Genomic DNA, 17,858 nt, shown 5'->3' on the forward strand with positions numbered 1-17,858 from the left:
ACCTTTAATTATGCATATTTCTGAGCAAGAGCAGCGAAAGCATCACCTCTTGCCATAAAGTTGTCGAATTGATCAAAGCTAGCACATGCAGGAGACAGCATCACCATATCACCTGGTTTTAACTGCGAAGATACTTGTTGAATCACATCTTCCATAGTGTCGAAACGTATTGCAGATTCATGCAGTGGCATAAATTCATCGCCATCAGCGCCAAAGCAACACAGTTGCAAGTTAAGCGTCGCGAAGATCGGTTTTAATGGCGAGAAGTCAGCACCTTTGCCAACACCACCAACGAGTAAGTAGAGCTTGCCTGTCGATTCCAAACCAGATAGCGCAGCCATAGTGCTGGCAATATTAGTTGCTTTAGAGTCATTCACCCATTTGACGCCTTGATTATCCGCAACCACCTGGCATCGGTGTGTCAGTCCTGTGTAATTTTTAAGTGCATTCAATGCTTTGTGATAGTTTACGTCCGCAGCTTTTAATAGCGCTAAAGCAACCAGAGCGTTAGATAAGTTGTGCTTACCAACCAACTTAAGCTCATCACTTGCGACAACTCGTTGACCGTGATCGAGCAGCCAAGTACGGTTGCCATCCACCTCGAGACCAAAGTCCTGATTGTCGCTGCCAAATGTCACCAATGGCATCTCTGCGTCTGGGAAGGTTTCTTGATCATCACGGTTCACGACTGCAAGAGCAGCATGGTTAAAAATACGCAACTTAGCTTGTCGATAGTCAGACATGCCTTGATAACGATCCATATGATCTTCAGAAAGATTCAGAAACGCAGCGGCTTTGAGCTTTAAGCTTGACGTCGTTTCTAACTGGAAGCTCGAGAGTTCGAGTACATATAGGTCTGCGTCTTGTTCTAACAAATCCAGTGCAGGCACACCGATGTTACCACCAACGCCAACATCCAAACCTGCAGCCTCAGCCATCACACCTGTGAGGTCGGTTACTGTGCTCTTACCGTTTGAGCCCGTAATCGCAATCACCGGTTTCTGCACCGCCCAAGCGAATAACTCGATATCACCTACTACGGCCGTACCTTTTGCTAATACGGCTTGGATCTCTGGTGTCGCTAGCGCAATACCAGGGTTGGTCACGATAAGATCCGCGTCAGAAAGCCAGTCTGTATTCCAACCACCACTATGCAGTTGAACACTTTCCGGCAAGCGCTCTGCACCTGGAGGGTTTACACGAGTATCAATGACTTTGACCACAAGTTGTGGCTGATTTTTTCTTAGGTGTTTAACGACAGAGAGCCCGGTAATACCGAGCCCTACGACGACAACACTATGTATGTTTTGCCAACGTTCCATATTTGATCACACTGTAAATCTTGTTCTTGGAAAGCGCGATTAACGCACTTTCAATGTCGCAAGACCAATCAGAACAAGAACCATAGAAATAATCCAGAAGCGCACGATTACGCGAGGTTCTGGCCAACCTTTCAATTCGTAGTGGTGGTGAATTGGTGCCATACGGAAAATGCGCTGACCACGTAATTTGTAAGAACCTACCTGCAGGATGACTGATAGCGTTTCCATTACAAATACGCCACCCATGATCACCAACACCAACTCTTGACGAACTAGAACAGCAATGGTGCCCAATGCACCGCCAAGCGCTAGTGAGCCCACATCGCCCATGAACACTTGTGCTGGGTACGTGTTAAACCACAAGAAACCAAGGCCTGCACCTACGATTGCTGTACATACGACAACTAACTCAGAAGCATGTGGTAAGTATGGTATATGAAGGTATTCAGAGAAGTTAACGTTACCGGTCGCCCATGCAATAACCGCGAAGCCTGCTGCAACAAGAACCGTTGGCATGATTGCCAAACCGTCTAGACCATCAGTCAGGTTGACCGCGTTACTTGTACCTACAATGACAAAGTAAGTCAGAATGATATACATCAAACCAAGCTGCGGCATGATGTCTTTAAAGAATGGCACCACTAGCTGAGTTGCTGCTGTGTCTTTACCGTAAGCATACAATGCGAAAGCGACGACAAACGCGATCAACGACTGCCAGAAGTACTTCCAACGCGCGATCAAGCCATCGGTATTTTTGCGTACCACTTTACGATAATCATCAACAAATCCGACCGCACCGTAGCCAAGTAAGACTGTCAGTACCGCCCATACGTAAGGGTTGGATAAGTCTGTCCATAGCAAAATCGTGATTGAGATGGCCGCTAAGATCATGATACCGCCCATTGTTGGGGTACCACGCTTACTAAAGTGAGATTCAGGACCTTCGTTACGCACTACCTGACCAATTTGCAGCATTTGCAAACGCTTGATCATGATTGGTCCCATCCATAATGACAGACCTAGAGCGGTTAATACGCTTAGGATTGCTCGAAAAGACAAGTATTCAAACAATCGGAAAAAAGACAGGTATGGCTGTAGCAGCTCGGCAAGCCAAATAATCATTAATAATACTCCTTCAAAGCAGCAGCGACTTCAAACATACGTGCACCGTTCGCTCCTTTCACCAATATCGTATGGTTTTCAGGAACGGCTTGGTCTAGATGCTGCTTGATGTATTCAATCATCTCTTGGTGCGTCTCAAAATGAATGCCTTGGCAAAGATCACTGATCACCTTGGCGTCTGCACCATATGTGAGAACATGTTCAAATTTTTGTGGGGCAGCATGTTCCCCGACTTGACGATGAAGTGCAAGACTTTCCTCGCCCAATTCCGCCATATTACCTAAAATCAGCCAGCGTTGACCTGGGAAAGCGGCCAATAAATCAACTGCCGCTTTCATGGCTGGCACGCTCGCGTTGTAGCTGTCGTCAATCAATTTTATCTTTTCGCTCAGCGCTTCAACCTCGACGCGACCTTTCACTTTGTTCAAATGTTTAAGGCCAGCGCGAACCTCTTCTAATGTGGCGCCCATTTGTAACGCAATAATAGAAGCAGCGATGGCATTCGCAACGTTGTGTTGACCTATAATACCCAGAGACAGTTCAATTTCTTGTGAGCTTGCTGCGATATGTAAGTCAAAGCTTGCTTCACCTGCGGCGTTCAATACGATGTTAGAAGCGAAGAAGTCTGCATCAGTATTACTTTGTGAAAAAGTAATGACTTTCTTATCTGCTAACACTTCATCCCACTTGGCTTCACCATTGCTGTCTAGGTTAACAATCGCAATACCACCAGCTGAAAGGCCTTGGTAGATTTCACCTTTGGCTTGTTTCACGCCATCGATAGAACCAAAGCCTTCAAGGTGAGCGGCTGCTACATTGTTCACTAACGCGATATCTGGTTTTACTAACTGAGTCGTGTAAGCAATTTCACCTATATGGTTAGCACCAAGCTCAATCACGGCATAATCATCATCCTGCTGTGAGCGTAATAATGTCAACGGAACACCAATATCATTATTGAAGTTACCCGCCGTGAATAGCACTTTGCCTTTCAATTGCAGGATACTCGCAACCATTTCTTTTACGGTCGTTTTACCGCAACTTCCGGTGATCGCAACGGTAGGTGTTTGGCATGCTTGATGCACCCAAGAAGCAAATTCACCCAATGCAAGTTTGGTATCCGACACCACAATTTGCGGCACATTCACATCTAAGCGTTTTTCCACGAGTAAAGCACCGGCACCTGCATCTACCGCTTGTTGGCAAAAGTTGTGCGCATCAAAGCGCTCCCCTACTAACGCCACAAATAGAGCCCCACGCTCAATCGCTCGTGTATCAGTAGAAACCGCGTCGATAAGTAGATCGTCGCCGAATCGCTCGCCACGTGTGATGTCTGCAATTTGAGATAACGTTACTTTGATCATGAGGTCAATCCTAAAAGTTGCATTGCGGACTCGCGGTCGGAGTAATGAATCGTTTCGCCATTACGAATCTGATAATCTTCATGACCCTTCCCAGCTAACAAGATAATGTCGTTTGGCGAAGCATTTTCAATGGCATAAGACAGTGCTTTGAAGCGGTCATGCTGAACAATCGCTTCAGCAGGTTTTGACAGCCCAGCTAACATGTCTTTCACAATCTGAACCGGATCTTCGCTGCGTGGGTTATCGTCAGTCAACACCACTCTGTCACCTAGACGCTCTGCAATTTCCGCCATCATTGGGCGCTTACCTGCATCGCGATCGCCACCGCAGCCAAAAATAGCCCACAGCTGGCCTTCACAATGAACTCGTAAAGCTTGCAGCGCTTTTTCTAAAGCATCAGGAGTATGAGCATAATCGACCACGACTTTGGCACGATCCTCAGTTTGGAATAACTCCATTCGGCCGAGTACAGGTTGCAGTTGACCTGCGGTTTCGAGTAACGCTTGTTTCTCTTTACCTAAGCTTAATAAGGTCGCAAAAGCGAGCATTAAGTTGGTTGCATTAAACTCACCAATCAATGGCGCGTGCAATTCACCTGATCCAAATTTACCATCGAACTTAATAGTAATCCCTGACTCCGCGTAACTGACTTCCGTCGCCCAAATTGCGCTTTCAAATTCAGTGTTCGGCTTGAGCGAAACAGCGATCGCATTACTTAACTGCGACGCCCATTGATGACCTACTTCATCATCAACATTGATAATGGAACGTTCACATTGGTGTTGCGTGAACAACCCAAGCTTTGCATTGGCATACTCTTCCATCGTGCCATGATAATCTAAGTGGTCACGACTTAAGTTAGTAAACACGCCCGCCGCAAATGATAATGCTTTGACACGACCTTGCGTCAGGCCATGAGAAGATACTTCTAGCGCGGTGTATGTGGCTTGTTGATTTGCGAGAGAGGAGAGCGTTTTCTGAATTTCAACGGCATTCCCCGTTGTATTCGCAGCTTGTTGCAAGTTATTGAGGAAGCCATTTCCTGTTGTTCCCATTACCGCCGCTTTATGGTCAAGCAGTTCTAGCCATTGCGCTATTAACTGGGTAATGGTGGTTTTGCCGTTGGTGCCAGTGACACCAATCAAATCCATATTAGGGTAAGCATAGAGCTTTCCAGCAATTGCGGATAAACGTTGGTCCAACCTATCGATGTAAATGACGGGAACATCATCAATGATTTCCACCGTACCATGTGTTTTGACATCGCAGGCTTGCGCCAGGGCTGCATTTGCACCTTGCTCAATTGCAGAAGCAATGAATTTACGCCCATCCACAACATGGCCAATCACTGCTACAAACGTGGTTCCAGGTTGAACTCTTCGGCTGTCGAGCTCCAATTCAGAAACAAGAACGGACGATAAGCTAGGGCAATCCACCCAAGGGGAAAGCAGCACGTCCATACTGATGGCTTTAGTCATATTTGTTCTCCGAGCTTTGGCTCAGGTTTTCTTAATTTTGTTTGCTCAGTAAACCACAGGGCTTACTGTTGGAATTTGTTTTCGTCAGGTGCAACATTGAGTATTTGTAGCGCGCCTTTCATGATTTCAGAGAAGACAGGAGACGCTACCGAGCCACCATAGTAGTCATCGCCTTGAGGCTCGTTTACGATCACTACTAAAGCAATTCGCGGATCGCTAACCGGAGCAAGCCCAGCCGTGTAGGTGATGTACTCGTCGCTGTACCCACCGGCAGAAGCTTTACGTGATGTACCCGTTTTCGCTCCTACTCGATAACCAGGAACTGCCGCTCTGCGAGCCGAGCCCCCTTTTTGAGTTACGGTTTCCAACATGTCTAATACTTGACGCGCATACTTCGCACTCACCACTTGACGTGACATGTCATGATCATTGCTTTCAATAATATGAATAGGCTCGTATTTGCCAAGGTTTCCAAGCGTCGCATAAGCATGGGCTAGCTGGATTGGTGTAATTGATAGACCGTAACCAAACGCAATCGTGGCGCGTTCAATTGGCGACCAACGAGTTCGTGTAGGAAAAATACCCGTCACTTCCCCAACTAGGTTTAGGCCAGAAAGCTCACCAAAACCCACTGAACTGTACAGCCCAAGAAGCGCCTCTACCGGCATTTGCATTGCTAGCTTCGTCACACCGATATTACTCGACTTTTTAAGGATCGTGGTCAAGCTCGCTTTGCCTACGCGAGAGACATCTCTGACTCGACTACCACCTAAACGTAGGACACCATTACCGGTATCTACGATGGTATCTTTATCGGCTATCCCATTTTCTAAGGCGGCTAAAATAACGAAAGGCTTAATGGTCGAACCAGGCTCCATTGAGTCCGTGATCACTCGGTTACGCATTTGATAGCTTTGCCAATCGCTACGATTGTTAGGGTTGTAAGAAGGAGCATTAACCATGGCCAATACGGCGCCCGTTTTTACATCCAACATGACAACGGAACCTGAAGTGGCGCGGTGGTCCGCAACGGCTTGCTTAATCGCACGATACGCAATCGCCTGTAGGCGCTGATCGATGGTTAACTGAAGTGATTTACCTTCTTGCTTGTCTTGCCAAGCAATGTTTTCCACAACACGACCATAACGGTCTTTACGAATAGTTTTCTTACCCGCCGCGCCAGTGAGCCACTCATCGTAGCTACGCTCCACACCTTCTAGGCCATGCCCGTCAATGCCTGTTACACCGACTAAGTGAGCACTAACCTCACCTGCAGGATAATAACGACGAGATTCCGACTTAAGGCCAACACCTGGCAGCTTTAGCTCACGAATATAGTTCGCCATGGCCGGACTGACCTGGCGCTGCAAGTAGATAAAGCGGCGTTTTTCATTGCGCTTGATTTTGTCTATTAACCCTTGTCGGTCAATACCAAGAACATCCGCTAATGCATGCCAACTTTTGGTCTGGCTTAACGCGTTTTCTTTAAATATCGTGGCAGGATCTGCCCAAACCGCCTCAACCGGTACACTGACAGCAAGCGGCTCACCATTTCGATCCGAAATAATACCGCGAGCAGAAGGAATGGATTTAACACGAACCGAACGTAGGTCACCTTGTTTAATAAGGTTATCTGGCTCAATGATTTGGATGTAGGCTACGCGTGCCACCAAAAGGGCAAATGCACAAAAAACAAAAAACAGTAATAGATGGAAGCGCCAACGAATCAAGAAAGATTCTTCGACCGCCACTTTCACTGCTTTGTTATCGGTTTTCTTATCCCCCGTAGCCGCTTTCTCTTTTGCTACAGGTTTACGCTTATTGGCTTGTTTCGTGTTGGATTTTTTTCTAATCATTTGAGCGTGACAACCACTTCTTTATCGCCATCAGGTCGTTTCATTTCAAGTTCTTTTTTGGCAAGGTCTTGAACACGACTGTGTTCCGCGAGGGCAGTTTCTTCCAACATTAAGTTACGCCATTCGCTATCTAATCGTTCTCGTTCAACCAACGTATGGTCTTTCTCGGTAATCGCTTGACGCGCATGGTGGGTAGCAAATACCACTCCCATTGCCGATGCCACGATCAATAGCAACAACAGTAATGGCCAGCGACCAACAGTGAGGAGATCTGTTGCAATCAACTTAGCAAGATTAGGAGTGGATTTCGTCATAATAATTAAAGCTTTTCCGCAATTCTTAACACAGAGCTGCGCGAGCGAGGGTTCATTTCAATTTCTTGTTTGCTTGGCTTAATCGCTTTGCTCACCGCTTTCATATTCGCACTACCAAGAGCACGAATTTGCTCTTCCGTCATTGGAATACCGTGTGGCACTTCAGGCCCTTTGCTCTCTTTACGGATAAAACGTTTGACCATACGGTCTTCCAGAGAGTGAAAGCTAATCACAGATAAACGGCCTTCAGGAGCCAGAATGCTCGCCGCGCCTTTAAGTGCCGTATCAATTTCTTCTAACTCACTGTTGATGTAAATACGAAAAGCCTGGAAAGCACGAGTCGCAGGGTGTTTTTTCTCTTTAAAACTTTTCGGTGCGGCATCTGAAATCAATTTTGCCAGCTGACCAGTGCGAACCATTGGCTCATTTTCTTCGTCTTCACGGTAGGCAACAATCGCTTTTGCAATACGGCGCGCATGTTTATCTTCCCCAAACTCGCGAATGACCCAAGTGATATCATCGAGGTCTGCTTCCATCAACCATTGAGATACTGGAACACCTGATGTCGGGTCCATACGCATATCTAGCGGACCGTCTTTCATAAAGCTAAAGCCACGCTCTGCGTCGTCTAACTGAGGAGAAGAAACGCCTAAATCCAGCAGAACACCATCCACTTTTCCAACTAGCCCATACTCTTCAGCATACTCAGCAATACCAGAAAATGGACCATGAATAATGGTGAAGCGAGGGTCATTGATTTTGCCTGCCTCAGCGATCGCTTGAGGGTCACGGTCGATACTGTACAGTCGGCCATTTTCACCGAGTTTAGATAGAATTGTCCGGCTGTGACCGCCACGGCCAAATGTTCCATCAATATAGACGCCGTCTGGTTTGATAGCTAAGCCATCAATGGATTCATTTAATAACACGGAAATATGTTGGAAGGTTTCGGTCATAGCTTTCTCGTTGAATGATCTTGAAGCGATTCTTTAGTGTACTGATTTCCTACATCATCGCCACCACAAGTCTAAAGTTAGACGTGATTTACGCCAAGTTTATTGGTAATGACATAGTTTGCGTCAATTAAATGCAAAAAACCCATCACTACCGAAGTAGAGATGGGTCTCGAATAGGTGGAGCCGACACATAAGCCGGGTTCTGTTCCGCTTGCGCGGCGGTAGCCATTCGTCTAGGCCAGCAATCACTCACTGGCTCGAGCAACCTACCCGCCTCCTTACGCGAGCAACGCAATGTGGAGGCCTATTTGGTCTTGCTTCAGGTGGAGTTTACCCTGCTACGAACTATTGCTAGTCGTCCGGTGCGCTCTTACCGCACCCTTTCACCCTTACCTGTACCCTTACGGGCCATCGGCGGTCTTCTCTCTGCTGCACTTGTCGTAGGCTTGCGCCCCCCAGGCGTTACCTGGCACCTTGCTCTATGAAGCCCGGACTTTCCTCCCCTTTGTCAGTCTCCCGAAGGACGTCAACGTCAGTCTCCCAAAGGGACTTCGACGTCAGTCTCCCGAAGGACATCAACAAAGCAGCGACTACCCAGTCAGCTCCGAGGGCGGATTGTATAGAGTTCTCACTTCAGAGTCTAGTTAGATCACAGATATGATGAAATGAATGCACTAAGTGATGACTTTTTAGTCAACGTGCCAAAAATAGATAATAAAAAGGCCGATGCCTAAACATCAGCCCTCATTGACCATTTATCTCGCTAGTGGCACTTAGTCTAAGTTTTCTAAGCCCCATTTATATAACGCATTCTTCTTCAAGTTATGTATTTCTGCCACCAAAGCAGCTGCTTTTTTCAAAGGCAGCTCTTTGGTCAAAATGCCTAACGTGCGTAAAGCATCTTCAGGTAGTGAGTCGTCTGTTGTTTCACGATGGCCATGTACCAACAATACCATTTCACCACGCTGTTGGTTATCGTCACTTTTCACCCATTCAATCAGCTCACCTAACGGCATGCCTTGAATGGTTTCAAAGGTTTTTGTTAGCTCTCTTGCCAACACAACTTCTCTATCTGGGCCAAGAACGTCTAACATGTCTTGTAGAGAGTCTAAAATACGGTGCGGTGACTCGTAAAAAATACACGTACGCTCTACCGAAGCAATCTCTAGGAATTTATCCTTACGACCTTTGCTTTTCGGTGGTAAAAAACCTTCGAAGCTAAAGCGATCCGATGGCAAGCCAGAGGCACTTAACGCCGTAATGACCGCACAAGCACCTGGAAGAGGCACAACTCTAACGCCCGCTTGACGACATTTTGTCACCAAATGGTATCCTGGGTCGCTGATAAGTGGCGTACCAGCGTCAGAAACTAATGCGATAGACTGACCGGAAAGCAGCTTTTCTACCAAAACTTGTGCTTTTTGCTGCTCATTGTGGTCGTGTAGAGCAAAAGTTTTGGTTTGAATATTGAAGTGAGACAGTAATTTGCCCGTATGTCGAGTATCCTCAGCGGCAATGATGTCCACAGTCGACAGAATTTCGATAGCACGTTGGGTGATATCCGCTAAATTTCCGATTGGAGTCGGTACGATATAGAGAGTTGGCCCCTCATTCGGCAACTTATTTTTATCTGTCATTTGTTTACCATCACTTCAACGATTAATATAGAGACAATTTTGTACAAAATTATAGAGAACTCACGGCAATGATTAACCATAAGAGACTCAGTGTACCACGCATACTTACTCCTGTTGCACTAGCAATTACGCTCGCCGCCTGTTCTTCAGGTCCAAGACAGCCTGATGGCGTTGATGTAACACTTGAGCCTACTCAGTCTGTTCAGAACTATATGATCCAAGCTGATAGCACGGAAGGCAGTTTACAAAATGACTGGTTGATCATGGCAACCAAAGCCGCGATTCAAGCAAACCAGTTTGATCAAGCAGAAATGTTGATCAAGCGCCTGGCTCGTCAACAGTTAACCGAAGTTCAGCAAGCAGAGTGGCAACTAGCGCGTGCGACCATACAGCAAAAACAGGGTAATTACTCTCAGTTGCTGCAATTGTTGAATTTTAAACCTTGGTGGAAGTTGCCAAATGAGCAATGGAAAGACTATTACTTGATGCGTGCCGACGCTTATCAAGGTCTTAACCAAGCGTTTGAGGCAAACCGCCAACTGGTTGCATTTGGCCAATATGCATCGTCCGCGGAGCAGAGAGAGACTTCTAGCCGTATTTGGATGAACTTTGGCAGCTACTCCGAGTACGAACTGACCTCATTAGAAACAGAGCCAAATGAAGATGTTTTGGATGGTTGGCTACAACTCGCTATTTATGCGAAAACGCTGTCGGGCAACTTATCCCAACTAAAAAATACCCTCGAACGCTGGTTAAACGAGAACCCATCGCATCCAGCCGCTATCTACACACCAGAAGAGATTCAAAACATTCTCTCTCTAGACATCGTTAAACCAAACAACACCGCTTTGTTACTGCCGCTTACTGGTAAATTCTCGCCACAAGCGCAATTAATTCGTGATGGTTTTGTGTTTGCGATGATGAATGATCGTAACCGTGATCCAAGCGCTACCCTCACGGTAATAGACACTAATGCGTATAACGCCGACCAAATTAAACAACGTTTGATCAATGAAAACATCGATTTTGTTGTTGGTCCTCTAGAAAAAGAGAACGTTGAGCTATTGCACACAACCATGGATGGCTCAGAAAATGGTCCTACGATTCCAGCCCTTGCGCTAAATATTCCCGAAGATGTGCAACCAGATAGCAATATTTGCTACTTGGCATTATCACCGGAACAAGAAGCCGCACAAGCAGCGAAACACTTGTTCAGCGAAGGCTATAACTTCCCTCTGATTCTGGCACCAAAGGGCAGCTTTGGTGAACGTGTAACTGAAGCGTTCAACAAAGAGTGGCGCAAGTACAGCTCTAATAAAGTCGCAGCAAGTTATTTTGGTGACAAGCGCCAACTTCAAAAAGACATCAATGAAGTATTTGGTCTGCAAGAAAGCAAACAACGTATTGCTCAGATGCAATCACTAATGCGTATCAAGCTTGAAACACAGCCACGTAGCCGTCGTGATGTCGATGCGGTTTATATTGTTGCTAGAAGCACGGAACTGACTTTGATTAAGCCGTTTATTGAGGTAGCGATTAACCCAGACGCCAAAGCGCCACAAATTTTCTCTAGCTCGCGTAGCAACAGTGGCGGCGCGACTTACGAAGATCTAACAGGCATCATCTACAGCGATATCCCATTACTGATTGACCCAGACCCTAGCGTGACCGCTGAAATGAACGAGCTGTGGTCAGAGCAATCTAACATGGAAAAACGTTTGAAAGCACTGGGTATGGATGCGTATAAATTGATTGGGGAGCTGCCACAAATGAAGGTCGTTCCGGGCTACTCAGTCGGTGGCCAAACCGGTATTTTAAGTATCGACAATAATTGTGTTGTACAGCGTGAGCTAAGCTGGGCTGAGCGTGGGGCTCTTTAGCAAGCGCCAAATCGGAAATCAATATGAAGCTCTGGCGAAGCAGTATTTACAACGCCAGGGCTTAAACTTTATTGAACAAAATTTTCTGACTAAGGTCGGTGAGATTGATTTAATCTTCCAACAAGGTGAAACTATTGTGTTTGTTGAAGTCAAATACCGTAAGAACAATCACTTTGGCTCGGCAGCAGAAATGGTGACGCACGCTAAAATGCGCAAGCTAGTCAAAACCGCACAAGTTTGGCTTAGCCAACAAAAGCGCTTAAAACACAATATCGATTATCGATTTGATGTCATCGCCATTCATGATAATGGGCGAGATATCAACTGGATAGAAAACGCAATCTCTGAAGGATAAGCGATGCTAGACAGCATTAAAGACAGCTTTACAGAAAGTATTCAAATTCAAATCGCAGCAGCAGAGGCGCTGCCTGATGCCATTACTCATGCAGCTCAAGCGATGGTGTCGAGCCTGCTTAATGGCAATAAAATTTTATGTTGTGGTAATGGCGGCAGTGCTTCAAACGCTCAACAATTTGTTTCTTGTCTTTTAAACCGTTTTGAAACTGAGCGCCCTAGCCTACCAGCAATGGCCTTAACCGCCGATAATACTACCCTAACCGCAGTGGCCAACGATTACCACTACCAGGAAATCTTCTCAAAACAGGTACGAGCGTTTGGTCAACCAGGCGACATTTTGCTTGCCATGTCGACTAGCGGTAACAGTAAAAATATTATCAAAGCGATGGAAGCAGCCGTAACTCGAGACATGACGATTATCGCGCTCACAGGAAAAGATGGCGGAGAGATGGCAGGACTGCTAGGTGAGAACGACGTCGAAATTCGTATTCCATCACACCGCACTGCACGTATTCACGAAGTACATATGGTAACACTCCATTGCCTTTGTGATCTTATTGACCAGGTGCTTTTCCCTGCTCACGAAGAGTAACCAAGACTGAGAGTCAGAATTATGATACGTAGCCTTGTTATCTTATTAACAGCATTGAGTTTAAGTGGTTGCGCAGGTTTGTTTATCGCAGGTGCAGCAAGCACAGCGAATATTGTCACGGACACACGCACGACAAAACAAATCTGGCAGGACAATAACATCGAATTCGAAGTTGCGGCGATCGGCAATAAAGCACCGTTTAAAGGTGAAGTTCGTGTCGTTGCCAGTTCATATAATGGGACTGTAGTCCTTATGGGACAAGCTCCGACACAAGACGTTATCCTTGCTTTAGAGCGAAGGGCTCGAGAAGTTAGTGGTGTAAAAGTCATACACAATCAAATCAAACAAAAAGAGCCACTCACTGTTACCCAGATTAGCAATGACAGCTGGATCACAACCAAAGTAAAGTCAGCTTTGCTTACTGATTCTGAGCTTAATGGTGTTAAGGTTAAAGTGATCACCGAAGATGGCGACGTTTTTCTGTTCGGTTATGTCACGCCAGAGCAAGGCGATCGAGCGACAGAAATCGCGCGTAATATCTCAGGCGTAAAACAAGTCATTAAAGGGTTCCAATACGGCGAAATGGAGCCTGTTGAAGTAGACTTACCGAGTGACGGTGTACAAACAATAGAAAGTGAGGCAAGTACAGAAAGTGAAGAGAACGTCGAAGTCTTTACGATTAGTGAGTAATTTCCAAAGTCTGGCTTGAAATCATCTTCAACAAGTTAAAAAGAAAAAAGCAGCGTTACGCTGCTTTTTTATTATTTAATCACTCTTAAGCTTGGTTTGCCTTTTGGTCGAGGAGCATCGTCCTCTTCGGCATCTGAATCAGAAACTAACTCAGAAGGCTCATCGCTAACCGTTGTGAACGATGGGGATGATTCTTCCTCGGTCATCGCTTCTTCTTCGATGTGAGTGTACGCTTCTTCTGGTTCAAACATAGTACCAGCACCATTCTCACGTGCATAAATAGCTTGAACAGCATACACAGGCACGATCACTGAGTGCGGACGACCGCTAAAGCGAGCATGGAAGGTAATCGCATCATTACCTAACTCAAGATTACCCACTGCACGTGGCGCAATATTCAAAATAATTTGACCATCTTGAATAAATTCAACCGGGACACGCACCCCTGGCATTGTTGCATCCACAACCAAGTGAGGAGTCAAGTCATTGTCTACTAACCAATCGTAAAATGCGCGAAGCATATACGGGCGGCGAGCAGTCATTTTTGCAATATCCATAACGTGTTTTAAATCGCTTAGCGAACTAGGCGCATTTCACGTTCAGCTTCAGTCAAAGAAGCAAGGAACGAATCACGTTCAAATACGCGGTTCATGTATACCTTGATTTCTTTTGAACCAGGGCCAACAAGATCGATACCAAGTTGAGGCAAACGCCACAATAGTGGTGCTAGGTAACAATCGATCAAGCTGAATTCTTCGCTCATGAAGTACTCATATTCAGCAAAAATTGGCGCTAACGTCAGAAGATCATTACGCAGCTTTGTGCGTGCTTTTTCTGATTCTTCCGCATTACCTTTCATCACTTTTTCAGCGAGTGAATACCAGTTGCGTTCGATACGGTACATCATCAAGCGGCTGTTGCCACGAGCAACAGGGTAAACCGGCATTAGAGGTGGATGAGGAAAGCGCTCGTCCAAGTACTCCATGATGATTTTTGAATCGTAAAGAGCTAGCTCACGGTCAACAAGAGTTGGCACTGATTTATATGGGTTTAGCTCAACAAGCTCAGCAGGAAGGTTTGCTTCGTCAACAAGCTCAACTTCAACACTTACGCCTTTTTCAGCTAGTACAATGCGAACCTGATGGCTATACAAATCTGATGCACTTGAGAAAAGAGTCATCACAGAACGTTTATTGGCAGCTACAGCCATGGAGCCCTCCAGTACACTTACAAATAAAAACAATGGAGGCTAAGCCTCCATTGTACATCAATTAAAATTGGGAATTAGCACGGTATTTTAGCACAATTAATGCACATCGCGCCAATACTCTTTCTTGAGCATCACAACAACGATGGTTAGAAGCACTAAGAAGCCCATTACCCACCAGCCTAGAGCATGACGCTCAAGCTGCACTGGGTCACCTGAATAAACTAAGAAGTTAACGAGATCGCCAACCGCTTTGTCATATTCGCCTTCACTCAGCTCACCCGTGCCATCGGTTTCAGTACCAACAACAACTTGTACTTCTTCGCCATCTACGATTTTCGTATCGTAAATCGGCGTCGGGATGCCCTGTAGCTCTTCAAGCACATGCGGCATACCAACACTCGGGAAGACGATGTTGTTCACGCCGAATGGACGAGATGGATCAACATAGAAAGAGCGTAAGTAAGTGTATAACCAATCAGCACCACGAACTCGTGCAACCAACGTAAGATCTGGTGGTGGAGCACCAAACCAGTTTGCCGCTTGCTTCGGTGGCATAGCATTGACCATTAGATCACCGATTTTCGCTTCAGGATTGAAAATCAGGTTTTCTTTCATTAAGTCTGTTGGAATTTCCAAGTCTGTTGCTACACGCTCGTAACGCTGGTATTGCGTAGAGTGACAAGCAAAACAGTAGTTCATGAACAACTTCGCGCCGTTTTGTAGCGAAGCTTTATCCGTAAGGTCAACATTCGCTTTATCCAGCGGAACATTGGCCCCAGCTGCCATCGCTAGTGATGGCAACATAGCAAATAGAATTACAATCCACTTCTTCATTTGAATGTCACCCTCTCTGGTAATGGTTTGGTTGCTTCATTTTTGCTGTAGAAGAACAGCAACACAAAGAACATGAAGTAACACAAGCTAAAGATCTGAGATAGTAGTGTGTACGTTGGTGTCGCTGGTAACGCACCTAAAATACCTAGAGCGATAAAGGCGATAGTGAACTGTACAATATTCAATAGATGAAGTTTGCTACGGTAACGGTATGAACGAACTTTACAACGATCCAACCAAGGTAGAACAAACAGCACTGCAATTGACGCACCCATTAGGATAACACCTAATAGTTTGTCTGGAACCGCACGTAGGATTGCGTAGAACGGCGTGAAGTACCATACCGGAGCAATATGCTCTGGTGTCTTCAGTGGGTTTGCAGCTTCAAAGTTAGGCGGCTCAAGGAAGTACCCACCCATTTCTGGGTTAAAGAACAGCACGTAACAGAAGAAGAACAAGAAACCAGCAACACCGACCAAGTCCTTAACCGTGCCGTACGGATGGAAAGGAATCGAATCAATGATGTCATATTTCTTCGTGTAGTAATCGTGGAACTTGAATTGCGTTTTGTAATCGTCGCCCATTGAGCCTTTTGGCAGCTTAGTTTCGATACCATCCGGGTTGTTTGAGCCTACTTCGTGCAGCGCCAATACGTGCAGAACAACAAGAAGAAGCAAAACGATAGGCAGTGCAATAACGTGTAGTGCGAAGAAACGGTTTAGCGTTGCACCAGAGATGATGTAGTCACCACGAATCCAAAGTGTTAGGTCATCACCGATAACAGGAATAGCACCAAACAGGGAAATGATTACCTGCGCACCCCAGTATGACATCTGACCCCATGGAAGTAGGTAACCCATGAACGCTTCAGCCATGAGAACTAGGAAGATCAACATACCGAAGATCCACAACAGTTCACGAGGTTTTTGGTATGAACCGTAGATCAAACCACGGAACATGTGAAGATACACAACAACGAAAAACGCTGACGCTCCAGTGGAATGCATGTAACGCAGAAGCCAACCGTACTCTACATCACGCATAATGTATTCGATAGACGCAAATGCACCGTCACCTGAAGGAACATAGTTCATCGTTAGCCAAATACCCGTTAGGATTTGGTTAACAAGAACCAGCATCGCCAGAGAACCGAAAAGGTACCAAAAGTTGAAGTTCTTAGGCATTGGGTATTCAGACAAATGCTTTTTATAAGCATTCATTGCAGGAATACGCTTTTCAACCCAATCTAACATTGCTTGCATTATGCATCTCCCTCATCAACACCCACAATGAGCTTGGTATCGCTCAAATACATGTGCTTAGGAACGACAAGGTTCAACGGAGCAGGTACTCCTTGGAACACTCGACCAGCCATGTCGAACTTAGAACCATGACAAGGACAGAAGAAGCCAGATCTTACGCCCTGCACCTGCTCTGAGAAAGAGTCAGGTAGATAGGTTGGTGAACAACCTAAGTGGGTACAGAAACCAACTGCGACGAAAAACTCTTCCTTAATCGAACGAAACTCATTCTGAGCGTACTCAGGCTGCTGCTCCATTTCAGATTGTGGATCGCGAAGCTTATCACCGATCGATTTTAAGTTATCCAGAACGCTTTGAGTGCGGCGAACAATCCATACAGGTTTTCCCTGCCACTCAACACGAACCAGCTGACCTGGTTCAATTTTACTTATATCCACTTCCACCGGTGCGCCCGCCGCTTTGGCTTTAGCACTCGGATTCCATGATTTGATAAAAGGCACGGCGACGGCGACTGCCCCTAACCCACCAACAACTGCCGTTGTAGCGGTTAGAAAACGCCTGCGACCGTTATTTAAAGGCGCGTTGCTCATCCAAACATTCTCCCATTTGCTCCCTTTGGATCGTTATTATTCCGCTTATAAGAGCATGGCTAACAAATAATGAATTTAGTTCTATTTATTGGAGGGAAATGATAAAGAAAACCCTACTTTTTGACAAGATAAAGCTACCTTTTTGTAACATTTGTGAGGCAAATCGCTCGCGTCGTCACAAAAGCGGCAGAATTATAAAAAATTGATGTGATTTGTAACAAGAAAGCACCACATAGAAGCCCCGCTGAAAGCGGATAAAACCTTTTATCTTGGTAGTTTTCAGTTAATTACACAGAGAAATATTTCGTATTACGCGTTCAGCTTACTGTGTTTATATTTTCAATTTTGTAGCACGCAGAATGCTCAAAAAGGAACGTAAGTCATTTTAAAACAT

At 45.7% G+C, this 17,858-nt stretch carries 17 protein-coding genes and 1 other RNA gene; 4 read left to right on the forward strand and 14 right to left on the reverse strand.

What is annotated here, in order from left to right; genetic code table 11:
* Positions 1–8: 8 nt before the first annotated feature.
* From murD to rsmI, 9 genes are all read right to left on the reverse strand, one after another.
* Positions 9–1,322 carry a UDP-N-acetylmuramoyl-L-alanine--D-glutamate ligase gene (gene murD, locus R7D93_RS13475; protein ID WP_053306876.1) on the reverse strand — a complete coding sequence of 438 codons (1,314 nt, stop codon included), beginning with the start codon at positions 1,320–1,322 and terminating at the stop codon, positions 9–11.
* Positions 1,323–1,361: 39 nt separating this feature from the next.
* Positions 1,362–2,444: a phospho-N-acetylmuramoyl-pentapeptide-transferase gene (gene mraY / locus R7D93_RS13480; protein ID WP_005372931.1), complete on the reverse strand. Its 1,083-nt coding sequence runs from the start codon at positions 2,442–2,444 to the stop codon at positions 1,362–1,364.
* Positions 2,444–3,808 (reverse strand): UDP-N-acetylmuramoyl-tripeptide--D-alanyl-D-alanine ligase, encoded by a 1,365-nt coding sequence (locus tag R7D93_RS13485; protein ID WP_054574276.1) that lies wholly within the window; start codon positions 3,806–3,808, stop codon positions 2,444–2,446. The genes mraY and R7D93_RS13485 overlap by 1 nt, the downstream gene beginning before the upstream one ends.
* Positions 3,805–5,286, reverse strand: a complete 1,482-nt coding sequence (gene murE, locus R7D93_RS13490; protein ID WP_213868523.1) for a UDP-N-acetylmuramoyl-L-alanyl-D-glutamate--2,6-diaminopimelate ligase — start codon at positions 5,284–5,286, stop codon at positions 3,805–3,807. The genes R7D93_RS13485 and murE overlap by 4 nt, the downstream gene beginning before the upstream one ends.
* A 62-nt stretch (positions 5,287–5,348) precedes the next feature.
* On the reverse strand, positions 5,349–7,142 hold the full coding sequence (locus R7D93_RS13495) for a penicillin-binding transpeptidase domain-containing protein (protein WP_086046525.1): 1,794 nt from the start codon (positions 7,140–7,142) through the stop codon (positions 5,349–5,351).
* The gene (gene ftsL / locus R7D93_RS13500) at positions 7,139–7,456 is read right to left on the reverse strand and encodes a cell division protein FtsL (RefSeq protein ID WP_005372920.1); all 318 of its coding nucleotides are present in this window, start codon (positions 7,454–7,456) and stop codon (positions 7,139–7,141) included. The genes R7D93_RS13495 and ftsL overlap by 4 nt, the downstream gene beginning before the upstream one ends.
* A 5-nt stretch (positions 7,457–7,461) precedes the next feature.
* Positions 7,462–8,412 (reverse strand): 16S rRNA (cytosine(1402)-N(4))-methyltransferase RsmH, encoded by a 951-nt coding sequence (gene rsmH, locus R7D93_RS13505; protein ID WP_005372918.1) that lies wholly within the window; start codon positions 8,410–8,412, stop codon positions 7,462–7,464.
* 175 nt (positions 8,413–8,587) lie between these two features.
* An RNA gene (gene rnpB / locus R7D93_RS13510) (RNase P RNA component class A) lies at positions 8,588–9,018 on the reverse strand.
* Positions 9,019–9,185: 167 nt separating this feature from the next.
* Positions 9,186–10,049 (reverse strand): 16S rRNA (cytidine(1402)-2'-O)-methyltransferase, encoded by an 864-nt coding sequence (gene rsmI, locus R7D93_RS13515; protein ID WP_005372907.1) that lies wholly within the window; start codon positions 10,047–10,049, stop codon positions 9,186–9,188.
* A 68-nt stretch (positions 10,050–10,117) separates the two neighbouring features.
* On the opposite strand from rsmI, the gene R7D93_RS13520 reads away from it, so the two are divergent.
* The 4 genes from R7D93_RS13520 to R7D93_RS13535 are packed head-to-tail and all read left to right on the forward strand — an operon-like array spanning position 10,118 to position 13,568.
* A complete protein-coding gene (locus tag R7D93_RS13520; RefSeq protein WP_213868525.1) occupies positions 10,118–11,929 on the forward strand; it encodes a penicillin-binding protein activator in 1,812 nt (603 codons plus the stop codon).
* The gene (locus R7D93_RS13525; RefSeq protein ID WP_005372903.1) at positions 11,916–12,284 is read left to right on the forward strand and encodes a YraN family protein; all 369 of its coding nucleotides are present in this window, start codon (positions 11,916–11,918) and stop codon (positions 12,282–12,284) included. The genes R7D93_RS13520 and R7D93_RS13525 overlap by 14 nt, the downstream gene beginning before the upstream one ends.
* 3 nt (positions 12,285–12,287) lie before the next feature.
* Entirely contained in the window at positions 12,288–12,878 is a 591-nt protein-coding gene (locus tag R7D93_RS13530) for a phosphoheptose isomerase (protein WP_005372901.1), read from the forward strand.
* 21 nt (positions 12,879–12,899) lie between these two features.
* Positions 12,900–13,568, forward strand: coding sequence for a BON domain-containing protein (locus R7D93_RS13535; protein ID WP_225496807.1), 669 nt, complete (start codon positions 12,900–12,902; stop codon positions 13,566–13,568).
* A 71-nt stretch (positions 13,569–13,639) separates the two neighbouring features.
* Here R7D93_RS13535 and sspB read toward each other — a convergent pair whose 3' ends face one another.
* From sspB to petA, 5 genes are all read right to left on the reverse strand, one after another.
* Entirely contained in the window at positions 13,640–14,125 is a 486-nt protein-coding gene (sspB, locus tag R7D93_RS13540; protein WP_005387408.1) for a ClpXP protease specificity-enhancing factor, read from the reverse strand.
* Positions 14,126–14,142: 17 nt separating this feature from the next.
* Positions 14,143–14,778: a stringent starvation protein SspA gene (gene sspA, locus R7D93_RS13545; RefSeq protein WP_005372897.1), complete on the reverse strand. Its 636-nt coding sequence runs from the start codon at positions 14,776–14,778 to the stop codon at positions 14,143–14,145.
* Positions 14,779–14,874: 96 nt separating this feature from the next.
* Positions 14,875–15,612: a cytochrome c1 gene (locus R7D93_RS13550; RefSeq protein WP_005372881.1), complete on the reverse strand. Its 738-nt coding sequence runs from the start codon at positions 15,610–15,612 to the stop codon at positions 14,875–14,877.
* The gene (locus R7D93_RS13555; RefSeq protein ID WP_005372880.1) at positions 15,609–16,874 is read right to left on the reverse strand and encodes a cytochrome b; all 1,266 of its coding nucleotides are present in this window, start codon (positions 16,872–16,874) and stop codon (positions 15,609–15,611) included. Before R7D93_RS13555 ends, R7D93_RS13550 begins: the two co-directional genes overlap by 4 nt.
* Entirely contained in the window at positions 16,874–17,464 is a 591-nt protein-coding gene (gene petA, locus R7D93_RS13560; protein WP_005372877.1) for a ubiquinol-cytochrome c reductase iron-sulfur subunit, read from the reverse strand. Before petA ends, R7D93_RS13555 begins: the two co-directional genes overlap by 1 nt.
* Positions 17,465–17,858 lie beyond the last annotated feature (394 nt).

Origin of the sequence: Vibrio sp. YT-15 (assembly GCF_033337445.1) — a bacterium.
Taxonomy (GTDB): Bacteria; Pseudomonadota; Gammaproteobacteria; order Enterobacterales; family Vibrionaceae; genus Vibrio; species Vibrio alginolyticus.

Excerpts from the sequence above, each read along its gene's own strand:
- murD (WP_053306876.1), bottom strand. The coding sequence starts at position 1,322 with ATGGAACGTTGGCAAAACATACATAGTGTTGTCGTCGTAGGGCTCGGT.
- mraY (WP_005372931.1), bottom strand. The coding sequence starts at position 2,444 with ATGATTATTTGGCTTGCCGAGCTGCTACAGCCATACCTGTCTTTTTTC.
- R7D93_RS13485 (WP_054574276.1), bottom strand. The coding sequence starts at position 3,808 with ATGATCAAAGTAACGTTATCTCAAATTGCAGACATCACACGTGGCGAG.
- murE (WP_213868523.1), bottom strand. The coding sequence starts at position 5,286 with ATGACTAAAGCCATCAGTATGGACGTGCTGCTTTCCCCTTGGGTGGAT.
- R7D93_RS13495 (WP_086046525.1), bottom strand. The coding sequence starts at position 7,142 with ATGATTAGAAAAAAATCCAACACGAAACAAGCCAATAAGCGTAAACCT.
- ftsL (WP_005372920.1), bottom strand. The coding sequence starts at position 7,456 with ATGACGAAATCCACTCCTAATCTTGCTAAGTTGATTGCAACAGATCTC.
- rsmH (WP_005372918.1), bottom strand. The coding sequence starts at position 8,412 with ATGACCGAAACCTTCCAACATATTTCCGTGTTATTAAATGAATCCATT.
- rsmI (WP_005372907.1), bottom strand. The coding sequence starts at position 10,049 with ATGACAGATAAAAATAAGTTGCCGAATGAGGGGCCAACTCTCTATATC.
- R7D93_RS13520 (WP_213868525.1), top strand. The coding sequence starts at position 10,118 with ATGATTAACCATAAGAGACTCAGTGTACCACGCATACTTACTCCTGTT.
- R7D93_RS13530 (WP_005372901.1), top strand. The coding sequence starts at position 12,288 with ATGCTAGACAGCATTAAAGACAGCTTTACAGAAAGTATTCAAATTCAA.
- R7D93_RS13535 (WP_225496807.1), top strand. The coding sequence starts at position 12,900 with ATGATACGTAGCCTTGTTATCTTATTAACAGCATTGAGTTTAAGTGGT.
- sspB (WP_005387408.1), bottom strand. The coding sequence starts at position 14,125 with ATGGATATTGCAAAAATGACTGCTCGCCGCCCGTATATGCTTCGCGCA.
- sspA (WP_005372897.1), bottom strand. The coding sequence starts at position 14,778 with ATGGCTGTAGCTGCCAATAAACGTTCTGTGATGACTCTTTTCTCAAGT.
- R7D93_RS13550 (WP_005372881.1), bottom strand. The coding sequence starts at position 15,612 with ATGAAGAAGTGGATTGTAATTCTATTTGCTATGTTGCCATCACTAGCG.
- R7D93_RS13555 (WP_005372880.1), bottom strand. The coding sequence starts at position 16,874 with ATGCAAGCAATGTTAGATTGGGTTGAAAAGCGTATTCCTGCAATGAAT.
- petA (WP_005372877.1), bottom strand. The coding sequence starts at position 17,464 with ATGAGCAACGCGCCTTTAAATAACGGTCGCAGGCGTTTTCTAACCGCT.